The sequence below is a fragment of the Paenibacillus sp. Y951 genome, from assembly GCF_056786395.1.
In genome coordinates this window covers 232,935-256,077 of record NZ_JBXCIY010000004.1, presented here as the reverse complement: position 1 = coordinate 256,077, position 23,143 = coordinate 232,935, and the positions used below count along the sequence as shown (strand labels likewise).

Annotated in this window: 21 protein-coding genes; 11 read left to right on the top strand and 10 right to left on the bottom strand. The window is 38.4% G+C overall.

Annotation, left to right across the window (positions count from 1 at the left end):
- The first annotated feature begins 14 nt into the window (after window positions 1-14).
- From AC1TPB_RS08000 to AC1TPB_RS07990, 3 genes are all read left to right on the top strand, one after another.
- Complete coding sequence (locus AC1TPB_RS08000; protein ID WP_482075996.1) at window positions 15-1,442, top strand: sensor histidine kinase; 1,428 nt, start codon at window positions 15-17, stop codon at window positions 1,440-1,442.
- 190 nt (window positions 1,443-1,632) lie between these two features.
- On the top strand, window positions 1,633-2,955 hold the full coding sequence (locus AC1TPB_RS07995; RefSeq protein ID WP_482075995.1) for an AraC family transcriptional regulator: 1,323 nt from the start codon (window positions 1,633-1,635) through the stop codon (window positions 2,953-2,955).
- Between the two features lie 198 nt (window positions 2,956-3,153).
- Complete coding sequence (locus AC1TPB_RS07990) at window positions 3,154-4,533, top strand: sugar porter family MFS transporter (protein ID WP_482075994.1); 1,380 nt, start codon at window positions 3,154-3,156, stop codon at window positions 4,531-4,533.
- Between the two features lie 154 nt (window positions 4,534-4,687).
- Here the strand turns inward: AC1TPB_RS07990 and AC1TPB_RS07985 are convergent, their stop codons facing one another.
- The 5 genes from AC1TPB_RS07985 to AC1TPB_RS07965 all read right to left on the bottom strand — a co-directional run bounded on the left by AC1TPB_RS07985 (window position 4,688) and on the right by AC1TPB_RS07965 (window position 9,277).
- Complete coding sequence (locus AC1TPB_RS07985) at window positions 4,688-5,563, bottom strand: metal ABC transporter permease (protein WP_482075993.1); 876 nt, start codon at window positions 5,561-5,563, stop codon at window positions 4,688-4,690.
- 1 nt (window position 5,564) lies between these two features.
- Complete coding sequence (locus AC1TPB_RS07980; protein ID WP_482075992.1) at window positions 5,565-6,479, bottom strand: metal ABC transporter permease; 915 nt, start codon at window positions 6,477-6,479, stop codon at window positions 5,565-5,567.
- Window positions 6,476-7,213 carry a metal ABC transporter ATP-binding protein gene (locus AC1TPB_RS07975; protein ID WP_482075991.1) on the bottom strand — a complete coding sequence of 246 codons (738 nt, stop codon included), beginning with the start codon at window positions 7,211-7,213 and terminating at the stop codon, window positions 6,476-6,478. The genes AC1TPB_RS07980 and AC1TPB_RS07975 overlap by 4 nt, the downstream gene beginning before the upstream one ends.
- Before the next feature lies 1 nt (window position 7,214).
- Window positions 7,215-8,168, bottom strand: a complete 954-nt coding sequence (locus AC1TPB_RS07970; RefSeq protein ID WP_482075990.1) for a metal ABC transporter solute-binding protein, Zn/Mn family — start codon at window positions 8,166-8,168, stop codon at window positions 7,215-7,217.
- 422 nt (window positions 8,169-8,590) lie between these two features.
- Window positions 8,591-9,277 carry a sensor histidine kinase gene (locus AC1TPB_RS07965; protein ID WP_482075989.1) on the bottom strand — a complete coding sequence of 229 codons (687 nt, stop codon included), beginning with the start codon at window positions 9,275-9,277 and terminating at the stop codon, window positions 8,591-8,593.
- Window positions 9,278-9,954: 677 nt separating this feature from the next.
- On the opposite strand from AC1TPB_RS07965, the gene AC1TPB_RS07960 reads away from it, so the two are divergent.
- Window positions 9,955-10,266, top strand: a complete 312-nt coding sequence (locus AC1TPB_RS07960) for a YbjQ family protein (RefSeq protein ID WP_482075988.1) — start codon at window positions 9,955-9,957, stop codon at window positions 10,264-10,266.
- A gap of 198 nt (window positions 10,267-10,464) precedes the next feature.
- Window positions 10,465-12,051 (top strand): catalase, encoded by a 1,587-nt coding sequence (locus AC1TPB_RS07955; RefSeq protein ID WP_482075987.1) that lies wholly within the window; start codon window positions 10,465-10,467, stop codon window positions 12,049-12,051.
- A gap of 154 nt (window positions 12,052-12,205) precedes the next feature.
- On the opposite strand, the gene AC1TPB_RS07950 is transcribed toward AC1TPB_RS07955, so the two are convergent.
- Window positions 12,206-12,457: a hypothetical protein gene (locus tag AC1TPB_RS07950; protein ID WP_482075986.1), complete on the bottom strand. Its 252-nt coding sequence runs from the start codon at window positions 12,455-12,457 to the stop codon at window positions 12,206-12,208.
- A 125-nt stretch (window positions 12,458-12,582) separates the two neighbouring features.
- Here AC1TPB_RS07950 and AC1TPB_RS07945 point away from each other — a divergent pair, with 125 nt between their 5' ends.
- The gene (locus tag AC1TPB_RS07945) at window positions 12,583-13,542 is read left to right on the top strand and encodes an SDR family NAD(P)-dependent oxidoreductase (RefSeq protein ID WP_482075985.1); all 960 of its coding nucleotides are present in this window, start codon (window positions 12,583-12,585) and stop codon (window positions 13,540-13,542) included.
- Window positions 13,543-13,638: 96 nt separating this feature from the next.
- Here the strand turns inward: AC1TPB_RS07945 and AC1TPB_RS07940 are convergent, their stop codons facing one another.
- Both AC1TPB_RS07940 and AC1TPB_RS07935 read right to left on the bottom strand, forming a co-directional pair.
- Window positions 13,639-15,258 carry a glycoside hydrolase family 9 protein gene (locus tag AC1TPB_RS07940; protein WP_482075984.1) on the bottom strand — a complete coding sequence of 540 codons (1,620 nt, stop codon included), beginning with the start codon at window positions 15,256-15,258 and terminating at the stop codon, window positions 13,639-13,641.
- Window positions 15,259-15,606: 348 nt separating this feature from the next.
- Entirely contained in the window at window positions 15,607-16,782 is a 1,176-nt protein-coding gene (locus AC1TPB_RS07935) for a YhgE/Pip domain-containing protein (protein ID WP_482075983.1), read from the bottom strand.
- Between the two features lie 154 nt (window positions 16,783-16,936).
- On the opposite strand from AC1TPB_RS07935, the gene AC1TPB_RS07930 reads away from it, so the two are divergent.
- The 4 genes from AC1TPB_RS07930 (at window position 16,937) to AC1TPB_RS07915 (ending at window position 21,082) form a co-directional block, all read left to right on the top strand.
- Complete coding sequence (locus tag AC1TPB_RS07930) at window positions 16,937-17,563, top strand: TetR/AcrR family transcriptional regulator (protein WP_482075982.1); 627 nt, start codon at window positions 16,937-16,939, stop codon at window positions 17,561-17,563.
- A gap of 242 nt (window positions 17,564-17,805) precedes the next feature.
- Entirely contained in the window at window positions 17,806-18,723 is a 918-nt protein-coding gene (locus tag AC1TPB_RS07925; protein WP_482075981.1) for an aldo/keto reductase, read from the top strand.
- Window positions 18,724-19,044: 321 nt separating this feature from the next.
- Window positions 19,045-19,794: a hypothetical protein gene (locus AC1TPB_RS07920; protein ID WP_482075980.1), complete on the top strand. Its 750-nt coding sequence runs from the start codon at window positions 19,045-19,047 to the stop codon at window positions 19,792-19,794.
- 61 nt (window positions 19,795-19,855) lie between these two features.
- Window positions 19,856-21,082: a polysaccharide deacetylase family protein gene (locus tag AC1TPB_RS07915; protein ID WP_482075979.1), complete on the top strand. Its 1,227-nt coding sequence runs from the start codon at window positions 19,856-19,858 to the stop codon at window positions 21,080-21,082.
- A 114-nt stretch (window positions 21,083-21,196) separates the two neighbouring features.
- On the opposite strand, the gene AC1TPB_RS07910 is transcribed toward AC1TPB_RS07915, so the two are convergent.
- Together AC1TPB_RS07910 and AC1TPB_RS07905 are read right to left on the bottom strand one after the other, a co-directional pair.
- Window positions 21,197-21,943 (bottom strand): polymer-forming cytoskeletal protein, encoded by a 747-nt coding sequence (locus AC1TPB_RS07910; RefSeq protein ID WP_482075978.1) that lies wholly within the window; start codon window positions 21,941-21,943, stop codon window positions 21,197-21,199.
- A 3-nt stretch (window positions 21,944-21,946) separates the two neighbouring features.
- The gene (locus tag AC1TPB_RS07905) at window positions 21,947-22,588 is read right to left on the bottom strand and encodes a DUF4004 family protein (RefSeq protein ID WP_482075977.1); all 642 of its coding nucleotides are present in this window, start codon (window positions 22,586-22,588) and stop codon (window positions 21,947-21,949) included.
- Window positions 22,589-22,791: 203 nt separating this feature from the next.
- Between AC1TPB_RS07905 and AC1TPB_RS07900 the strand changes: the two genes are divergently transcribed.
- A complete protein-coding gene (locus AC1TPB_RS07900) occupies window positions 22,792-23,124 on the top strand; it encodes a hypothetical protein (protein WP_482075976.1) in 333 nt (110 codons plus the stop codon).
- Window positions 23,125-23,143 lie beyond the last annotated feature (19 nt).

The window sequence follows — 23,143 nt, the reverse complement described above, 5'->3', positions numbered from 1 at the left end:
TTGGAGCATGCCCCATGAGCACAAGAAAAATATTATTAATCGCATTCCCTTTACTACTATTACTAAATAGTATTATCTCCTATGCATTATTTCAGAGTAGCTACCGCATTAACGAAAGTTACAATACGACGCTAACTCGAGTTTTGTTATATCAACAAGTTGATGAACAAGTTCAACGACATGTGACGCTCATCTCACAATATATCGATCAAAAAGATTCTTCATTATTATTACAGTTGCACAATAATGAACCTCTTATAAGCCTACAAGATCAGTTACAGCTGCAAATAGTTGATTCTAACTTGTTACTAGAAGTAACGAGCTACCGTAATCTTTTACAATCGTATATGAATAGCGAGCAAACGCTGCTTCCGATGTTAGAACAAGAAGATTCTCTTGTTTATGCTGATTTTTATAACGAAATTAAGCAGTTCTCTACTTTTATTTCTGATGAGAGCTATAACTTAATAAGTAAAGAATTATCAGTATACACAGGATTGTACCAAACCATTATGTTGGAAATTACTCGTATGAAACAATCCGGTATTTATTTGCTTACAGCATCTACTATGTTGAGTCTTTTACTTGCTTATTGGATATCCTCTCTAATAACACGACCGATAAAACAACTAGTTACCGTTGCTGAGAAAATCTCTCACGGCGAGCTAACGATCACACTTCCTAGTTATTCACCAAACAGCGAATTCTACATTTTAAGTGATGCGTTAGAACAAATGAAAATTAATTTACAGAAGATTATGGAATCTGACAAAGAAGCTTTGCAAAAGGATAAGCAGTTACGCGAGTTCGAAATCGCCGTACTACAAAATCAGATCAATCCTCATTTCTTATTCAATTCCTTAAATGTATTATCAAAGCTTGCTCTTATAGAAGGAGCAGAACAAACGAGTGACCTTATCGTAACGATGTCTAATTTACTCCGATATCACTTGCGACAAATGGACAAGCCTGTACCTTTGCGTGATGAAGTTAAGCATGCAGAAGATTATTTTCATATTCAACAAACTCGGTTCCGTGATCGAATTCAGTTTATAATGGATATCGATGATGAACAATTAACGACACATGTGCCTGTGTTAACATTGCAACCGATATTAGAAAATATCTTTATGCATGGCATTGAAGGCATAGAATCTGGTGCTACAATTACTTTGCATATATACGGTGATAACACCTACACCTGGATTGAAATATCAGATAACGGTGCTGGAATGGACGAGAAAACTAGATTGAACTTACTTAATTATGATTCTCCTTCAGAAGAGTCGTTGACACCACAGCAAAGTACAGGATCTACCGGTATCGGCAGTCGCAATGTGTTCAGAAGATTACAGTTACTATATGGCCAGCAGCATGCGGTCGAGATTGACAGTACGCTTGGGGTAGGTACAACGATTAAGCTACGTATTCCCAAACAATAAAAACTAATGCTCAATAAGTAACTTTGCATAAGCAAGTAGTATATGAAAAGTTTATTATGCTTACGAAGTAACTTTTCATGAGCAGGTAGTTATTACAGTAGTATATGAAAAGTTTATTATGCTTACGAAGTAACTTTTCATGAGCAGGTAGTTATTACAGTAGTATATGAAAAGTTTTAGGAGGTTGTATATGTATCGGATATTAATAGCGGATGATGAAGCATTAGAACGTGAAGGTATGGAATGGATTATTAATAATATGATGCCTGGTCAATTTGAAGTTATTCAAGCAGAGAATGGTCGAGATGCGATTCAAAAGGCACTTATTTATAAACCGCATATTATTGTGATGGATATTCGGATGCCAGGAATCGACGGACTAACTGCATTGAAAAGCATTATTAGTGCGTTACCTCATACTCGAATGGTACTACTAACCGCATATGAATATTTCGAATATGCGAAAGAAGCACTTAAAATGGGGGTCAGAGATTATTTCGTTAAGCCAGCAAAGCGCAATGATATCGTAAAACTTTTGCAATCATTAATTGATGAAATTGCAGAGGAACAAGAAGAACTTCAACTTCAACAACTAAAGGATCAACAGCTTTCAGAATTAATTCCAGTGGTTAAGACAGAACTAGCTCTCGGATTGATGAGTAATACGATAACTGATGAGGATATTAACAGTCTTACCGATAGTTTACAGCTGCATATCGAACAATGTTGCGCTATCGTTATCGCATTGCCACAATCTGATCCACTTCGAAAAGAGCTGTATGAAGTTTTCACTCTGCAACTGCAAAACCATTTACCAGACATCTATCAATATGTAGCGAGTACAGTTTTCAATGATCATATCGCCATTTTTATTATGGCAGATAATTCTTTACATACGATGCGAACACATATGGAAGCGATATGCCAAGTACTATTAAACATAGATATGGTCGTCACTGGTTATAATGTAAATATTGCGATAGGCGTTGGAAATATCCATCATGGCGTACCGGGAGCTAGACGCTCATATTTTGAAGCAGTGTTCGCTTCCACTAATGCAAATGTAGACAAACCATTATGTATGTTTCAGGATATGGAACATCAAGGTACTCAGCCTTTAATGCTATCTTCCTCGGAACATATGAGCTATGTTCACGTAGCCATCCAACAAATTCGTCAAGAGCGAGAGCATCAGACGTTTAATATGATTGATCGAGCTACGCATTATATCGAAAAGAATTATGAGCGTGAGCTATCGTTGGAAGAGACTGCTGAGCATGTTCATCTGAACCCGTATTACTTTAGCAAAGTTTTTAAGCAGCAAACGGGTGAAACATTTATTGACTACGTTACAAATATTCGAATTCATCATGCCAAACAATGGATGCATAACAAAGAGATAAGCTTAAAGGAAATATGCTACTTGGTAGGCTACAATGACCCTAATTATTTCAGTAGAGTATTCAAAAAAGTGGTTGGTCAAACTCCTTCCGAATACCGTTCAACCGTTTGAAATCGATATTCAAGTATCAATGTAAGCTCAAATCTTCCTCTAAAAGTTGAATTTATAGTATGAACTTAAAAATGTGCTACTATTGCACAAATAATTGAAGGTATCACATGAAAATCAACGATGATGAACATGCTACAATAACTTACAGATTCATTACATTAAGTTATAGCATCGATTGCATGCTAGAGGGGATCGTATATGAGCACACAACAACAGACACAACACGAAACATCTAGTTTGAAGTTTGTTACACTAATTTCTATTGTAGCTGCCATCGGCGGGTTATTATTTGGTTTCGATACCGCTGTAGTATCAGGAGCTATTGGCTTTATGGAGGTGCGTTTTTCTTTAACCGACTTTCAAGTGGGTTGGGCAGTTTCTAGCTTAATTGTCGGCTGTATTGTCGGGGCAGGATTTTCCGGTATTCTCAGTGATAAATTCGGTCGTAAAAAAACACTTATCGCTGCCGCTATTCTGTTCATTATCGGTTCAATCGGATCTGCGATACCTGAAACTTTCGATATGTACATTATTGCTCGCATAATTGGTGGACTTGGTATCGGTCTTACTTCCACAATCTGTCCATTATATAACGCTGAAATTGCGCCTACGAAATATCGTGGTCGTCTCGTCGCATTGAATCAGCTTGCAACAGTTACGGGTATTTTTCTTGTCTACTTCGTTAACTTATGGATTTCTTCAAGTGGCGATCATACTTGGCAAATAGATAGCGCATGGAGATGGATGTTTGGAGTCGGTGTTATTCCTGGCGTAATCTTCTTAATTGCTCTGTTCTTTGTTCCAGAAAGTCCAAGATGGCTAATTAAGAAAAACCGTAGTGAAGAAGCTTCTGTCATTTTGAATAAAATTCATGGTGCTACACTAGCACAAGAAGAACTGGCTGATATCCAGCATTCGTTCAAAAAGAAACAAGGTACCTTCAAAGAATTACTACAAAGTCCTACACTAAGAGCGGCACTTTTCGTTGGTGTTGTCCTCGCTGTTATGCAACAAGTAACAGGTATTAATGCCGTAATGTATTATGCACCCGAAATCTTCAAAGCAGCTGGTGCTGGCACGAACGCTGCACTGATTCAAACGATTCTTGTAGGTTTTATCAATTTCGCTTTCACCATACTTGCGATTTGGTTAATTGATAGGGTTGGTCGTAAACAATTACTACTTGTAGGTTCTGCTGGTATGGCGTTTAGCTTAATCGCCATCTCATGGTGCTTCCAATCGGGAAATACAGATGGCTACTTATTATTAATATTCATTCTGTTGTATGTTGCTTCATTCGCAGTTTCTCTTGGACCTGTTGTATGGGTAATTATCTCAGAAATATTCCCTAACCATGTTCGTGGTATAGCAACTGCAATAGCTTCTATGTCGTTATGGATCGCTGATTATGTTGTTTCACAATCGTTCCCACCGTTGCTTTCATCCGCTGGACCTGCAATAACATTCGGAATTTTTGCAGTACTTTCAATCTTTACCTTCTTCTTCACTTTGAAAAAGATACCTGAGACGAAAGATGTTCCATTAGAGCGTATTGAAACACTATGGAGTAAAAACTAACTTAACATTTCATGAAGAAGGGTCTAATCTCGTTGTCATTATGATAACAATGAGATTAGACCCTTCTTCTGTACTACCTATAAGTTAATGTATTAATTAGTATTTTCGGATTTAAAATAATCTGTTGTGAGTAAATATTAACATTGCAACAGATTTAATTTTCAACTACTTGTAGTTTTCTACGCTTAGCAATAATGCCGTAGCGTGGTGCAATGAAGAAGCTAATTGCAAAGATAATGCCCGTTGCAAATGCCATGGCGCCTGAGATGGATGTATCGAGCCATACCGCTCCAAAATAACCGATAAACGCCGACATTACACCGAACAGACTACTCAATATAAGCATCAAATACAATTTATCCGTCCATAAATACGCAGCAGCAGCTGGTGTAATAAGCATGGCGATAACCATTATCGCTCCAACCGCATCGAATGCTGCCACACTTGTTAATGATACAAGCGACATAAATACATAATGCATAAGCGTAACAGGAATGCCAATACTCGCTGCAAAGATCGGATCGAATGAAGTTAGCTTCCATTCCTTATAGAACACGACCACGAAAAATAGGACAACCAACAACACGAATAATAAAATAACAACCGCCTCTGGAATTTCTCCTAATAACGGAACATGAACTTTTTCCCACGGTATAAATGTGATCTCGCCCATCAGCGTATGCTTCACATCAAGATGCGCATTACCTACTTTCGTTGCGATAAGAATTACCCCGATCGCAAATAATGTTGTAAATACGATACCAATTGATGCTTCCTGCTGGACGCCCACTTGATGAAACCATTGAATAAGAAATGCAGTAATTAGTCCAGCTACGGTCGCGCCAATTAACATATGCACACCGCTTAATTGCTGCGTAACTAGATAGGCAACAACAATACCTAGTAATACGGTATGACTGATTGCATCTGCCATCATGGCCATCCGTCGTAATATAAGCAATACACCTACTAAGCCGCATGAAAGACCAACTAAAGATGCTGTGAGAAGTATCCACCCTGTATAACTCATCTTATTGTCCCCTTTCTACGCTCCGCCGCTGAGCTGCTATAGTCACTTGCTTACGTTGCTGTTGACGCTGGATATAGACAACAAGTAGCCCTTTACTCGTACCAAATGTCAATGACACGATGAAAATACTCGATGCTGCAATAACGATAAAGGGACCTGTCGGCCAGCCTGAGCCAAGCGTACTAATAAATGTTCCTAGCATCCCCGATAGACCTCCGATAGCAGCTGACAGCACGAGAACTAAGTGAAACGATTGCGCCCAATATCTTGCACTAACTGCTGGAATAATGAGTAAAGCTGCCATAAGAATAACACCTACCGCTTGAATACCAATGACGATAACAAGTACTAATACCGCTGTATAGATCGCATTCATCGAGCGAACCGAAAGTCCAAGACCTTGCGCAAATGCACTATCAAATAGAAACAGCTTCCATTCCTTATATAGCAAGCCAACGACACATATGACGACTACAGCTAATACACATAGCCACAACACATCACTAGATACCATCGATGCTGCCTGCCCAAATATGAAATTATCCAGTCCACTTTGCCCGCCACCTGGCATTCTATTTACATACGTAAGAAGCATAATGCCGAGTCCAAAAAATACGGATAGAATAATACCCATTGCGGCATCTTCTTTCACCCGTGTAGAAGATGTTATCCAGCTAATTAACCATGCTCCTAATAGCGCGCTAATGGCTGCTCCTATTAACATTAACGGCATATTTTTACTGCCTGCAACCAAAAACCCAAAAATAACACCTGGCAACGCTGCATGAGATAAGGTGTCACTCATTAAGCTTTGACGTTTCCAATAAGAAAGCGTTCCGATTAAGCCCGAAGCCATCCCTAAGAGCAATGTACTAAGCAGTACCCACTGTGCGTTATACGATAAAAATCCGATCATCTCGCCCGCTCTCCCATCCAGCGTAGCGTACCGCCATAGGTAGCATAGAGATGGTCATTCGTGAATACTTTTGCTGTTGCACCATGGGCAATAACTGTCCGGTTAAGCAGTAGCACATGATCGAAATAATCCTCTACCGTCTGTAGATCATGATGGACGACCATGACGGTGCGTCCACGACTTTTCAATTGGTGTAATGTATCCATAATGACACGCTCTGTCGCCGCATCAACACCTGCCAATGGTTCATCAAGAAAGTAAATATCTGCGTCCTGTACTAATGCTCTAGCTAGAAATACACGTTGCTGCTGTCCGCCTGACAATTGACTAATTTGCCGATTACTATAATCCGCCATACCCATTTCAGACAAAGCTTGCATCGCTAGTTCACGATGTTTTTTCTGAGGCCATTTGAACCAACCAACCGTTCCGTATAAGCCCATAAGCACAACATCAAGTGCATTCGTCGGAAAATCCCAGTCCACAGACCCTCTTTGTGGCACATAGCCGATATGTTTTTTTGCTTTGCTATAAGGCATTTCCATAAAAGAAACATCACCTGACAAGCGTGGATGTAAATTAAGCATAACTTTAATTAATGTTGATTTCCCAGCACCATTCGGACCGACAATACTCGTTAACGTTCCAGCTTCTACTTGAAAGTCCACCTCTTGAAGCACTTGATTTTTACGATAGGCTGCTGATAAATTATTTACACTAATAACAGGTAGCATCTTACTCACCCTTCCCCATTAACGCCTCATAAATCGTAGTTACATTATGCTTATACATGCCAATGTATGTGCCTTCATCCGTTCCTTCTGCACCCATCGCATCAGAATATAACGATCCACCTAATTGAACGTCGATGCCACTTTTTTGCGCCCCTTCAATGACTGCTTGAATTGAGGCTGGATTAATACTGCTTTCGATAAATACCGCTGGCACTTTATGCTCCATTAAAATATCAATCGTTTCCTCAATATCAGTAAGTCCGATCTCTGCTTCCGTACTTAATCCTTGCAGGCCGATAACTTTAATGTCATTCATTCTGCCAAAATAGCCAAAAGCATCATGTGCGGTTACTAATATTCGTTGCTCCTGCGGAATTTCACTGAGCTTCGTTACACTTTGCTGCTTCAAGCTATCAAGCTTAGCAAAATATTGCTCTTGATTAGCTATAAAATCATCCTTATATTGCGGCTTCATCTCGATTAATTGCTCTGTCGCAGCTGTTAATGCTTGCTTCCATAGATCAATATCAAACCAAATATGCGGATCAATTGCTCCGTTTACATCACGCAGCAGCTCATCTTCAGCAATACTTTCTCCGATTGCAACAACTGGTTTGGCTTTGTTCATTTGGTCAAATACTTTGATCATATTCGCTTCTAAATGTAGACCGCTATAAAGAATGACATCACTTCGATCTAACTTAGAAATATCCCCCGTTGTTGCCTGATATAGATGGGGATCAACACCCGAACCCATTAGACTTGTTACCTTAACATGCTCTCCACCAATTTCCGCTATTGGATCAGCAATTTGAGCGATCGTCGTCACAATATGAATAATGTCATCTTCTTCTGTATTCAAGGATTGATTGGAGCATGCTATTGCACCCCAACTTAAAAGTAACACCATACCGACAAGCATCAGTCGTTGAATTCCCGCTCTTTGTAGCTTCATATTATTTCCTCCTAAAACTTTTTGTAGCTTTCTGAAATACTTCTTGGTAACAAAAAGTAGCTACGGAAGCATAAACTAAACTTTTTGTAGCTTCCTGAAAGTCTTTTTTACAACGAAAAGTCGCTTCGTAAGACTGTATCTTATTTTTTTATAGTATACGCCGAATCTTTCCCTTGTGCAACTTTATTTTATAAGGGCAATACTTGTGTCATAACACAACACTTATAGCTATTAGCAATAGTTATAGTCCAAGGCAATTTAATAGTCACATTAGTACTCTACGTAAAGTAAACATTCTAACTTATGCTTCAGGCAATTCAGTATATGCATTCATCGTTTAATAGGCTACTATTCATCTTAAATAAAACTACAAGCAAAAAAAGCTAGCCTCATCAATGGCTAGCTCTCGTCATTAAACTTCATTACTCGCTCAGTGAATGCGAAATCTGGATCATAACTTTCACACCTTGATTCCGTTTACTCTCGATAGAGATTGTCCCACCTAATATCTCGGTACGATAACATAATCCACTTAACCCCATATGTCCCGCCCGCTTCTCTATAAACTCTGGGGTAAATTCCATCCCAACTCCATTATCATAATATTCAATATCTATATGTTTATAATCATCTCGAACATTAATGCTCACTTTCGTAGCTTCAGAATGTTTCATAGCATTACGCAATAGCTCCTGTATGATACGAAAAAGATGACCTTCAATTTCTGAAGAACTACGAAAATTAGCAGTAATATGAGAACTCACCTCAATATTAGATTGGAGATGAACGCCGTCAATAAGCCGCGTTATTGCATCCGAAAAAGCTTCACCACTTAATACAGGTGAGCGTAGCTGTAAACAATATTGTCTTATACTATAAATAATATCTTGCTGATGCAGATGTAACTTCTCAAATTGAACAACGATATCCTCACTCGGCATTGCGGCGTAATCTTTCATCAGGCTTTCAAAGGCTCTCGCAAAAACAATCTGTTCTTGTAAGACTGTATCGTGCAGTTCTTGAGTGTATAAATGCTTCTCTTGCTCATGCCAGAGAAACATTTCACGATCTGAAAGCATGATTTGATTATTGATCGAGTTGATTATCATTCCCCCCTAATACAACTAAAGTTCTTCTATATATAATATCATTTAATAGCTTAGATGGGCGTATATTCGACAATACATGACTATCATTCTGTTAAATAGATCGTCATTTCAACTATTAAAATACAATAGGCTCAGTTCCCTTGAAAAGAACCAAGCCTTATATCATTACATTATATGACCTACTTTATCAGGCTGGGGTTGGATCTTAGAAAACGAGGCTACCCTTTGCACCGCATCGACAATAATCCGATTATACTATCCATTTCAAATTCAATGAACTGTTCAAGCTCTAGTGACATGTATTCACCCACCTAACTATATTTTCAATTCACGCGTCATAATGATAACTATATTAGTAGCTATTTCTATGTATATGAATCTATAAAGCTATCAGTGCTAGCATCTCAGAACAAATGTTCAAAAAGTTTTAAAGTGGAATAAATGAGGCTGCATTAGACTACGATAAGAAGTAGGAAACCTTTTACGTCAGCACGCGTACTAGACTTACATAATATTTACAGCTTAAGCATAGTGATTAACGGTGATGCTTCCGATGCTACTTTTTGCTACTAAGAAGCAGTTCAGGAAGCTACAAAAAGTTAGTTTATGCTTCCGATGCTACTTTTTGTTACTAAGAAGCAGTTCAGGAAGCTACAAAAAGTTTAGGAGGAATTAATATGATTATTACTACTACACCAACCATCGAAGGACATCCGGTTAGACAGTATTTGGCGCTTACTACTGGCGAGGTTATTATGGGGGCTAATGTTGTTCGTGATTTTCTAGCTTCAATTACTGATATTGTCGGCGGTCGTTCTAACGCTTATGAAAGCAAGCTAGAGGAAGCGCGACATGCTGCTATGGCTGAAATGCAGGAAAAAGCCCATCACTTAGGTGCGAATGCTATTATCGGAGTCGATATCGATTATGAAGTCATTCGTGAAGGTATGCTGATGGTTGCGGTAAGCGGCACAGCTGTTATTATTTAAATCGACCTTACTCATGGAAGAGATGCGAGCTGCTCAGGCAGCTCGCATCTCTTCTTTTTCTTTGTCTGTGTGGTCATTAATGAAAATATTAACTCAGTTACTTTACATATTTCTCTCTACTCGTGGAAATACTTAACTGCATTACCACTATTCATAATGCTGCTCGATATGTTTTTTTCATAACAACTATGCCGAGCAGTGAATGAGAACTTGAAGGAGGCTATTCATGTGAGTGATCAACAACAATCTAATGACCAGACCTTAACGAATCGACAAGGTCATCCTGTGACAAACAATCAAAGCGTTAGAACCGTTGGCAATCGCGGGCCAATGACTATGGAAAATTATGATTTCCTTGAAAAAGTTAGTCACTTCGACCGTGAACGTATTCCTGAGCGTGTTGTTCATGCACGTGGTGCTGGAGCACATGGTTATTTCCAATCTTATGGTACGGTAGATGGTCAACCTATCTCTACATATACACGCGCAAAAGTATTTACGAATACAGAAGTGCAAACCCCCGTCTTTGTTCGTTTCTCTACCGTAGTTCACGGTGGACAATCTCCTGAAACACTACGTGATCCTCGTGGCTTCGCTGTGAAGTTTTACACTGAGGATGGTAACTGGGATCTTGTCGGCAACAACTTAAAAATCTTCTTTATTCGTGATCCACTCAAGTTTCCTGATATGGTACATGCGTTCAAGCCAGATCCAGTTACGAACACCAATGATATGGAAAGAATGTTCGATTTCCTTTGTAATAGTCCTGAGTCAACGCATATGTTTACCTTCCTCTTCTCTCCTTGGGGAATACCTGCTAACTATCGCCAAATGCAAGGATCAGGAGTTCATGCATATCGCTGGGTTAATGCAGAAGGAAAAGCTGTACTCGTGAAATATCATTGGGAACCGGTGCAAGGAATCCGTAATCTCACGCAGCAAGAAGCCGATGAGATTCAAAAATTAAGCTATGATCATGCTACTCGCGACTTGTATCAAGCGATTGAGGAGGGCAACTACCCTGAGTGGGAATTATTTGTGCAAATTCTTGACGATCATGACCATCCAGAGTTAGATTTTGATCCGCTTGATCCAACAAAGCTATGGTATAAGGATCAAATTCCGTGGCATAAAGTTGGTAAGATGGTATTGAATCGTAATCCTGAAAACTACTTTACTGAAGTTGAACAGGTAGCATTTGGTACGGGGGTTCTTGTTGATGGCTTAGATTTTTCTGATGACAAACTTTTACAAGGAAGAACATTCTCTTATTCAGATACACAACGTCACCGAGTAGGCACCAATTATTTGCAAGTGCCGATTAATAAACCGAACAAAGTTGTGGCGACCAATCAAGAAGCAGGGCAAATGGATGTTCGTCAAAACTTCGGGCAATATAAAAATCCACATGTAAACTATGAGCCTTCCCTTATGGGTGGATTGAAGGAAGCCGTCAATGCTGGTAAAGAACATACACCATTGATCGAGGGCCATCTTGTTCGTGAAAAAATTGATCGCGAGAACAATTTCGGCCAAGCAGGTGAAACTTATCGACGTCTAAGCGACTGGGAAAAGGATGAACTTATCTCCAATCTCGTTGGAATTCTTGTTACTTGTCGCAAAGAAATTCAAGATCTAATGATTCATAACATTACACAAAGTGATGCTGACTATGGTCGACGAGTAGCGGACGGTGTAAAAACTGCAATAAGCGAACAAACAACGAAAGAAGAATATGCTGTCGAGGCTGCAGAGCAATATAGCCAATCATCTGATCCGTATTAACAACTATAAAAGCCGTACCATTTGTTATTCTTACAATGGTACGGCTTTTTGCCGCTTACTTTCAATTAACACTTGGTATAATTCTCCCACAAGCGCTTTATCATAATTTTTCAGCTATATTGTTTGACTTCCCCTTTCCTTTTTCTTCACCTTTCTATCTTTTTCTATTTTGACTTCGTCTAGTAGTATGACTATTCCTATTACTCTTTGCAGATTGACGACGCATGTTTGTCCATTTCTGACCAGCAAGCTCGGCAATAATAGCTCCTACTAATAAAAACATAATAAGAAAGCTCCAATGTAAGCCCGCAAATACATAGAAGTAGATAAAACAACTTAGAAAGCCAAATATCGCTTGTAAAGCATTGGTTAATCTTCTGCCTTCAGACTTATACGTTCTTGCCATGTTCGCCGCCTCCTTGGTAACTATCGCTAACACTCTATATTACTGCCACATATTTCATTACAGACAACCAGAGTTAGTCGTGGTAATATATGTTAAAATACAATTCGCTAGATGGAGGTATTACGATGAATCGAGTCGTTATTATAACTGGTGCTAATTCAGGAATTGGCAAAGCTGCCGTAATGAAATTTGCCACCGAGGGTGACCATGTCATAATGGCTTGCAGAAATATAGAACGAAGCTATAACGTTCAACAAGAGTTAATTTCACTTACTGGTAACAGTGACATTGAGCTGTTTCAACTCGATGTATCTTCATTTGCTTCCATTCAGCAATTTGTTCAGCAATTTAATAATAGATTTGACAGGCTCGATCTACTTATTCATAATGCTGCTTACTTAAAGCATGGTGAGCCACGCTATTTACTAAGCGAAGACGGTATTGAGCTTTCTTTTGCGACCAATGTTGTAGGACCTTATCTATTAACACAGCTATTGTTACCGCAACTCAATAATGCGAAGCAACCTGCTATTCTACATGCATGTACAACAAATATTAAACATTTCTTCGATCCCAAACGACAAATTGAATATGATAATATGCGTGGTGAGTATGCTAAGGAACGACCGTTCAATAGCTATAAATTGTACGGGGATTCGAAAATGGCGTTGTTTCTATTAACGATTAAGCTGGCCGAACAATTGAAGGAACAAGCAATTCGGGTCAATGCATTGCAAATTAATCGGGTTAAGCTATCTCCTGAAACGATAGCCAACCTCAGTTCTGGTTATCGCTTTCTGGCAAGGTTACAAAACCCTACCTCTCAACCACCTAGTAGTATGGCGGACCTTTATTACGATATCTGTACTTCTACTAACTATACAGACATCACTGGAGCGCTCATTAACCATCATGGAGTCGTTATAAAGGCTGCAATAAGCGAGAAACCTCACCCTTTCCAACTTATGCGATATCTTACTAGCGACCATTACTATCCCGCATATGCGACCAATCAGACATATATGAATCAGATTTTGGATTTCTGTGAGCAAGCAACAGAAACCGTATTATCCAACCAGATATAATTTCTTAACTACAATAAACAGCCTGCCAAAGTGACGATGATCCTATAATCATCTCTTGGGGTAGGCTGCTTGTTATGTCATGTAGGTAGAGATCTTTTATACAAAATGAGATAGAACAAAGAGTGCAGGTGAATTCCAGTAAATTGTAATTTCGTTCGTAGCATAGCTTTCTGCATGATCGATAAACGCTGCGGCTGGAGCAGCTCCTTGAAGTTGTACAACTGCAATTTCATCTTGCAGATTTTTGTTGGGACCACCAGATAGCATGCCAGGAACAGGAGCTATAACCTCGTCGCCAATCGATGGACGATGATGTGGATTCATTATCGGTTTGGAGCCATAACCCGATACATAGCTTGTGCCCATAATGTTCATACCGAAAATATAATGAATATGTTGTGCAACAATATCTTCATACTGGGATGTCGATAGCAGCTGATCTGCCACTAGTAGCAACATGGCATTGTTCATAATATTCATATTGCTGCCCCATTCATAATGTTCTGGCAGCATAGAAATACCATAGCCATCCTGCTCACTAATTTTTACTAATTCTGTTGCACGTTGCTCTAATCCATAACGTAGTAATGAAACAGTCTCTTCATCTTGACTATGTTCAGTAAGCAAGTAGCATATTGTCCCGTATCCACCCATATCTGCCCAACCAAGACTATATAGATCAAAATCTCTTCTAGCAGCTAGCTCTAGAAATACTTCATGGTATTGTGCTTCACCTGTTGTACGGTATAATTCAGCAGCTGCCCAATACCGCTCATCCCGATCTACTGGATCTCCATATTCACCTGTTCTTACATCAGCTGGATTGTGGAAATCTGGATAGGTCGGATGCTCTTCAAGCCAGCCCCAAGCTAGCTTCGCCTGCTGTAAGCAATATGCAGCGTAAACTTCATCAATCGGTTGATAAATGCGCGCTGCTAATGCTAATGTTGCTGCGAAACTTGCCGTTGCCGTTGCCGATATCGGGGACGCAAATAACGGAGCAAGATCATCTTCTGGCATCATATCGGATGGTGGAAACTGTAATGTTGTTAGTTTGTGGTAGACACCACCTGATGCCTGGTCCTGCATACGCATCATCCAATCGAGCTCTACTTTACATTCATGCAGTACGTCAGCCATACGCTCATTACTTTCTGGCAATGGAATCTGCATCGCAAATGCTTGCGGATACCATTCATAGGCTAGCAATAGATCAGCTACTGCTTTTCCCGCTGCAACAATGTATTTTCCATAATCGCCCGCATCATGCCAGCCCCCACATCCATCGAATTGTTGCTCTGGAGCTCCATGTACATGTACAAGAGAGGTATGGCATGCACCATGACTCCATTCTCCTGCATACTGATCCTCTAACTCAACGCCACAGCGCAAGTAGTAAAATGCTTTCAGTAGAGCTCGCTGGGCATCACGATACACTTCATTACCAATGATAAATGGGTAAGATTTGTCCTCGTTCTCAAATGCTATATAATAAGTTCCTGGTGTACGATAAGAGGAGAAATCCGCAGTACTTACTATCGCTCCTGATGCTTCATCATACTTTGCAGCTGTCGTAGTACTTTGAAATACCTTCTCATTGCTATGAAAATCTACTACGTAGAAATCACCTTCAAGACCTGTGATAATTGCTTTCTTAAGATCTGTTTCTCGATAACCCAACTGGTTAATTGCAATGTTAGAATGCATAGATATCATATGATGTCCTCCTAAAACTTTTTGTTTACTTCGTAATACACTACTCTGTTAACGAAAAGTTACTTCGTAAGCATAGTCTGAAGCTTTTTGTTAACTTCTTTGCTTTGAATTGGATGATTACAATAAATCATCTTATGAACACGTTTTCATAAAAAGCTTTATTTATACTTACCCCTGTCGATTCTCATGCTGTTGGCACATCAATATCACATTATTTTCATTGTAGCACATACACTATTTCTTGCAATCATTTCCATAAAAAATAGAAAGAGCTACTCACTTTACGGAGCGCTCCTTCTATCTGCAACTAGATCTTATTCCATTAATATAATAATCATTCGACTATGACTACGAGCTAATTTGTTGCGCATTATTATTATGTTTTTCTGTAACACTAGAAGTTATCAGTAATGCGAATGAAACGACCGCAATAATAATTACTGTAATCGCTACTTCAGTATTGAACTGTAGCCCGCCGAAATAGAGGACTTCGCGGATACTTGATGCCGCAATTCGCAGTGGAGTCCAGTTATACAGATAGGTTACAGTCATATCAGACAGAAACTGAGGTGCAAGATTCATAATTGGCATGGAGAAGAACATTAGTAGGATGAGTAACCCCATTGCGGGTAGACCAATCCAATTTAACAACGCTGACTGCATGTAGAAGAAGCTGTAGGATACAACAGTTAACCATATCCATATCTCAGCCGCAGATGCAAGCTCCATACCGTACCAAGATGAAGCCATCCATACTACCAATGCCGATGATAATAGCGGTAATATTAATCCTGCAGCGGCTTGCTCTATTCTATTCTTCAAAGGATGGATGATGTTGGTGTTCATTTTTCGTAGCAAGAAAAATAGTGCTAATGCAGTTATTAAGTTACTGATCCATAGCATTTGCGTTAATAATCCAGGCGCATTACCCATTGCCTGGCGCTCGCCAATCGGATGAACAATTTGCTCTTCCAACTCAATTGGTGAGATCAGCTCTGCTGCAATCGTTGCCGGAATCACACCACCAGTTTGCGCACTCATCTGACTTAGTAATTGTTGTGATAGTTGCTCATTCATCACGACCAATACATTGTGCATCACTTGCTTAATAACGCTTGTAGCTTGCGAATTCATTCCTTCATTGTAGATTGCTTTCATACTAGCTTGCCCTGGAGTAGGCGTTGCTAAGGATAACAAACTCGCACTTAACTCCTTCGGTAATACGATCGCTCCATACACCGCTTGATTATTCAATTGTAGCTGTAGTTCATCTTCAGATGTCATCTGTTCCCACTTGAAAGGTAATTGATTATTAGCTAGCAACTGCTGCGCGATCATAGCTCCCGCATTGTAGCTACTTCCATCAGGCAATGTTACTCCTTCATCAAGTACAATTAGTGCGACGGGAAGCTGTTGTGGCTTAGCACCTGCAATAGAACCGAACATCGCTACCCCGAAAACAATCGTAACGCCAAGAACTGCTAGAATCGCTAGAATATAGCCTTTATATTTACTCAATTTCATACTTAAACACTCCTTATTTTAATGAACGTCGTGTTGATTAGTGATTATGTTGTCAATTATAATAAGAGGTAGTTGTAATCACAATAATCAATGTTGCGCTAACTGTTAACTAATCAACAGTGGACAGGTTTACTGTTCAATAAGGAGTGAATAAATGACTATTAAGTATGATCGGAGACAGCTGAAAACGAAGCAGCAACTGTTGCTAGCATTATTAACTTGTATAGAACAAAAAGGTCTGGATCATGTGACAGTCACTGACATTGCTAATGCAGCTGATTTGAATCGGGGTACATTTTATCTACACTATCAAGATGTTCGTCATATGGTACAACAGATTATGAATGAGAAGATCGATATGTTAACAGAACTTATTTCACAAGTCGATCCCTATGAGCATGGTCAATACGCTGATCGAGATCTGCCTTATCCCAAAATCGTTGCTATACTAGAAGAGCTGAGTAGCGATCGCCTTTTTTATACGACTATATTAGGACCTAAAGGTGATCCGTCGCATATATTGCATGTTAAAAAGATATTAACTGACGCTCTATATAATAAATTCGAGCTACATGTTCCCGGCACAGCATCAACTCCTGTCCCTACACATTATTTGCTTGCCTATATGACTTCCGCTGCTGTAGGTTTAGTTATGTATTGGCTCGAAAACGATCTCCCTGAAACTTCTAGTGAAATTGGTGCCATGATTATGAATATTGCCAATCATGGTCTAATTGTGTCCGCTGGTCTTCGAGAAAAGCCACAAAACAACAAGGACTAATATATCCGTTATTTTTGTAGATAACCGTATAATAACTGAAGTATATAAAAACAATGCTTATACCATTGAACATGTACTTAGATGTATGTAACAATATGTATGAGAAGAGTTGCTATATTAACAAGACGACAACTTGATCAATGCAATTCTATGGATATCCATTAGACTATGCTCCCGAAGTATTTTTCTGTACTGGGAAGCAAAGCTAAGAAGCACAGAAAAATTTTAGGAGGAATGTAACGATGAGAACGATGAAGCTAGGAACATCTACATTAGAAGTACCTGTAATTGCTGTAGGTTGTATGCGCATCAATTCACTCGATAAAACTCAAGCTGAGCGCTTCGTACAAGGATCGTTAGAACTAGGTGCAAATTTCTTTGACCATGCTGATATTTATGGTGGCGGTCAATGCGAAGAAATTTTTGCAGATGCGATACATATGAGTGACAATGTTCGTGAGAAGATCATCTTGCAATCTAAATGCGGTATTCGTAAAGGGATGTTCGACTTCTCGAAAGAGCATATTCTAGATTCTGTTGATCAAATCTTACAACGTCTTAAAACAGATTATTTAGATGTACTGCTATTACATCGTCCAGATACATTAGTAGAACCAGATGAAGTTGCAGAAGCTTTTGATAAGCTTGAAAGTAGCGGTAAAGTTCGTCACTTCGGCGTATCCAATCAAACACCAATGCAAATTCAACTATTGAAAAAGTCTGTGAAGCAGCCGCTTGTTGCCAATCAACTACAGCTTAGTATTACGAATGCAACAATGATTGCAAACGGCTTTAATGTGAATATGGCAAACAGCTCAGCTGTCGATCGTGATGGTGGCATCCTAGACTTCTGTCGCTTGAATGATATTACCATTCAGCCATGGTCTCCATTCCAATATGGATTCTTTGAAGGCGTGTTCCTTGGCAATGAGAAATTCCCTGAATTGAATGCAAAAATCGACGAAATTGCTGCTAAATACAATGTCAGCAATACAACCATTGCAATGGCTTGGTTGCTTCGTCACCCAGCTAATATGCAGCCAGTAACAGGTACAATGAATCTTGAGCGACTAAGCGATTGCGCTAAAGCAAGCGACATTAAGCTAACACGCGAGGAATGGTATGCCATCTTCCTAGCAGCGGGCAATGTTTTACCTTAAGTAAATTTGATTAGCGATACCACCGTTGCTGAAGACAACGCAAAAACACCAAGTACATGAATCGTTTCATAAAGCAATAATGTAGTAGACTACGTAATAAACTATTATACTAAGATAAAAGCGGCATTCTAGGACGTATTAAGTTAACGTCCCGGAATGTCGTTTCCTTAATTTGTAATTATATTGCCACTTATCATTATAAATTACGACAATAGTTGACAATTTTCGAGGTCCATATACAATAAAATTAGGGATTTAATAAAATGATATACTTATATGGAGAGAACCATAAACTAATAAGTATTAATGGGAGATGATAATTTGGCTAGTGAAATAGAAAAAAAGGGTAAAAATTGGTTTAAGAGTGTCCTATCAAACCAAAACCAATTGGAGAAGAATTCTACAGAAAAACACGAACTTATAACTGAATTTGATTTCAACGAATCTACTAAAACAATGGAAGAGTCTGAGCAACCAAATACAGATATAAACAAACAATTTTTCGAAAAAAATAACCAAGATAAAATAGTATTGGATGTCATGGTTTCAATAGAAAACATGTTAAAGGAACGACAATTGCTATCTTATAAAAACAAAGGGCTTGAGGAACAATTAAATGCAACAAATGAAACGATTAATCGTTTTAAACACGATCAAATAAAAAAAGATCAACTTCTCCAAGAAAAACAAAAGGAGATTCGTGATTTAGAAAATAACCTGACAAATAAACAAATGAGCTATGATCAGCTCCTCGAAGATTATAAGGAATACCAACTTGAATCAAACGTGGAATACGAAAAGATTTCAAATCAACTTGAAATCGAAGTATCTAAATACAATAAGCATTACGAGGAAACCTCAAAAAATCAATATCAAAACATGTTAAAAGTCAATGACCTTGAAGATAAAATTAGAAGCTTAGAAATCGAAAATCAAAAATACTCTGAACAGTATCAGAAAATTGTTAATGAAAAAGAAGAATTAATGAACACCATTAATGATTTTACCGAGAGAATGTCTTTCTCTTTTTCAGCGAAGACTTCCACCTCTAATTCATCACAATCAGAGTAAATGCTTTGTGAAATAATTGCTTATGCTACTAGAGAAAGGGACAAAAATGTCAGTAAATCACGTGAAATTACTTGAACTAGTAGCTATAGAAAAGAATAACGAAAAATCATATTTACGTATAAAAATATACTGTGAACAAGAATTTGAGTTTTTCTGGGAAATTGACTGCGAAACCGCTGAAAGTTTTAACAACATATTTGAAGTTACTGGTAATCATAAATATAGATTATCGTTACATACACCGTTTGACACATCCATAAACCAGTTTATTAGTTCACTTACAAAAACATACCGAGATATAAGTGATCGAATATATTTCACTTGTTCCGTTGATTACAAAAACTGTTTGGAACTTATTAGAAACAGCCAAAGTATTTCTGATCTGAATAAACTACCATTTATATCTACGAATCTAGCAGTAGATGATAATATAAAGATTGAAAACAAAAGTAAAAAAAATAAAGCCGCTATAACTAAATATCAAAAAGATATCTTAAAGTGGTTAATAGCGATGATTAGCGTTATATTTGTCATAATATCCTTTTATTTAAATCATCAATTAGATAATACTGCAATTAATAGTACAGTTGTAGTTATTTCCAATTCAGAATTTAAAATGACTGCTGTCAATTTAAAAACCGAAAAAAATAATGCTATCTCCTCTACTAAAATAGAAAGTGATGATACTAATCCATTCAGTCTTCCTTATATAGAAATAGTTGATTCCTTAACTTACAGCATTCCAGAAGGTTACGTCGCACTTACATTTGATGATGGTCCTTCTAAGCATACAATGGCGATTACCGATATATTAAAGAATTATGAGGTTGGTGGTACTTTTTTCTTTTTGGGTATTAACGCCAAAAAATATCCGGACTATGTTCAATATGTTCAATCAAATGGACATTCAATTGGTAGCCATTCCATGACCCATTCTATCATGACAAAGCTTTCCATTGAAGAACAAGAAGATGAACTATTACAATCTGCTAAAATAATAGAGGATATTACGAAGGAAAAAGTAGTCCTCTTCAGACCACCCTATGGAGACGTAAATGAACAAGTAAAAGCTGTAGTATATAACAATAATTTCAAAATAGTACTTTGGAATAGGGATTCCGAAGATTGGAAAACCAATAATTCCGAGAAAATATTTAAATATGTTCGTGACACTGATGTATCCGGATCAGTCATCATTTTTCATGAATCTCAATCTGTTATTGATGCTTTACCTAGAATAATCGAGAATTTACAAGAACGAAATCTTAAAATTGTTAATTTATATTAAACTTGAGAATCATTAAACTTAATGACATAGCAATCGAGATTCAACTATCGTTTGCTATAGTTGAATCTCGATAAGTAGTTCGAGGTTCTTGAGCGTATTCTACTTAAACTATACCTACATAATTCTCTTTACATGATCCACTTTAGCCTTTGGATGTATATCGACTGTTTCTGTATATTCAATTAGCCCAATTTTGCAGCCAGGCCCAATATTCACTCGGTTTCCCCTGACTATTCCTACTTTACTCCATTCAAGAGATACATCTGTAGCCTCTACTTGTTCTGATTGCAATCTCCAAATATCACCGTAACCAAATTGTTCAAATAATGATCGAAAAAGGGTCGATATGATGTTTAATCGACTATATTTAACAATAATTTGGTCACCACCAATCTCATGGACAAAGCATCTCCCACTCATATTAACCTTAATTTCGCTAGCATTTAACAAACCCTTTACATGGAAACCACCAGCACTATTGAATGATTCAGCCTCGATATCACCATGAACACGTAAACTGCCGTTATTCTTAATTTCTTCTGCTCGTATATCTTGTTTACAGCTCATTGATCCGTTAGAAGTAACTACCCGACCATGCAGATGTCCATTAATCATAGTAGAACCTGATGATACATACCTATTGACGTTAATATCTCCATCAAACTTTGCTGAGCCGTTTACCGTTACGGATTCAGATGACACATTTCCATAAAAATGCGCCGATCCAGAAACTTTTACATCTAATGCATTAATATCACCATTAATATTGCTAGATCCAGAAATAGTGATATTTTCATACAAACCACCTGCTAATTGCCCGCTGCCACTAATGACTGCGTTCCCTTGTCGCGATTGTTCCATTAACTATCCCTCCATTATCTTTTGTAATCTTTCGATTAAATTCCTCGACCGTTCTGATAAATCATACTTTTGTACGAATTGAGAGTAATGATCAAGATAGAATCTGCCGGGATTGTCTATCATCATATATTGAAGTATTGATCCCCTCCTGTAGACGATAACTTGCATATCCGTTCCTGTTAGATGCTGCGCCCATTGCCTCGCAGTGACCAACCACTCTTCACTCTCTTCCTCAGACAAACTAATATCCTGCTTCATCGTATCGAATAGCTCAATCAATAATATCTCTTGAAAAGTGAAGCGATGCTTCCCCCAAAGCTGGATGCATAGATTAGCTACGTCAGCCTTTATATCAATAATCTCTATAATATCTAGCAGCAAGTATATCCGATTAGCGCTGATCGGAGAGAATAGCTCAGCCATCTCGTCTAATGAATGAGTGTCCTTCATCGCTAAAATTTCATGAATTCGTTCCATCATTCTTCGCCTAGGAAAGAACGTCTCTTGACCGGTAAAAGCCGATTGCTTCCTAAACCATTCATCAGGGATTAGTCCTTGTCGTTTCCAACGGTACAATTGCCCATAAGAAATATCTGTCTTCAATAGTAGATCCTTCTTAGAAATCAATTCCTCCTGATTATGCATCAGATTTCCCTCGTTTCACCTTCGCAACAATGTTACGCTTGATTTTGATTACATCGTAACATAACATTGTTTTATTTGTAAATAGTGAATGTTATTATGTACATAAAAAGGTATAAGTTCCTTATTTGCTAGTGTTGGATTGATTAGGCTGAGTAAAATAAAGAAGGTATGCTCTAGACAATACAAGGAAATCGGGCTACACTTTGTTATATTTTGTATATATTTCAAGGTGGATGGAGCAGAATGTAGATGCAGATATGAAACGTTTTTTGCAGGTCGATGGTGCAGGTAGGATGCTGTTCACGCTATTTTGCTATGGTATTGGCATGGGTATTTTAGCTCCGATGAACGCCATCTATTTAAGTGAGAGCATCGGACTGTCAAAGAGTGAAGTCGTATCGATTTTCGTTGTGTCGCTACTGCTCAATATGGGGGCAACTATGACCGTCGGAGTGTTAAGCGATAAGCTGATTACTATAATTTCTACCGTGTTGATTCGGGAACGTCGTTCATCAAAGCCGCTTCAACCACTTTAGCCTTGAACCATTCGAGTTC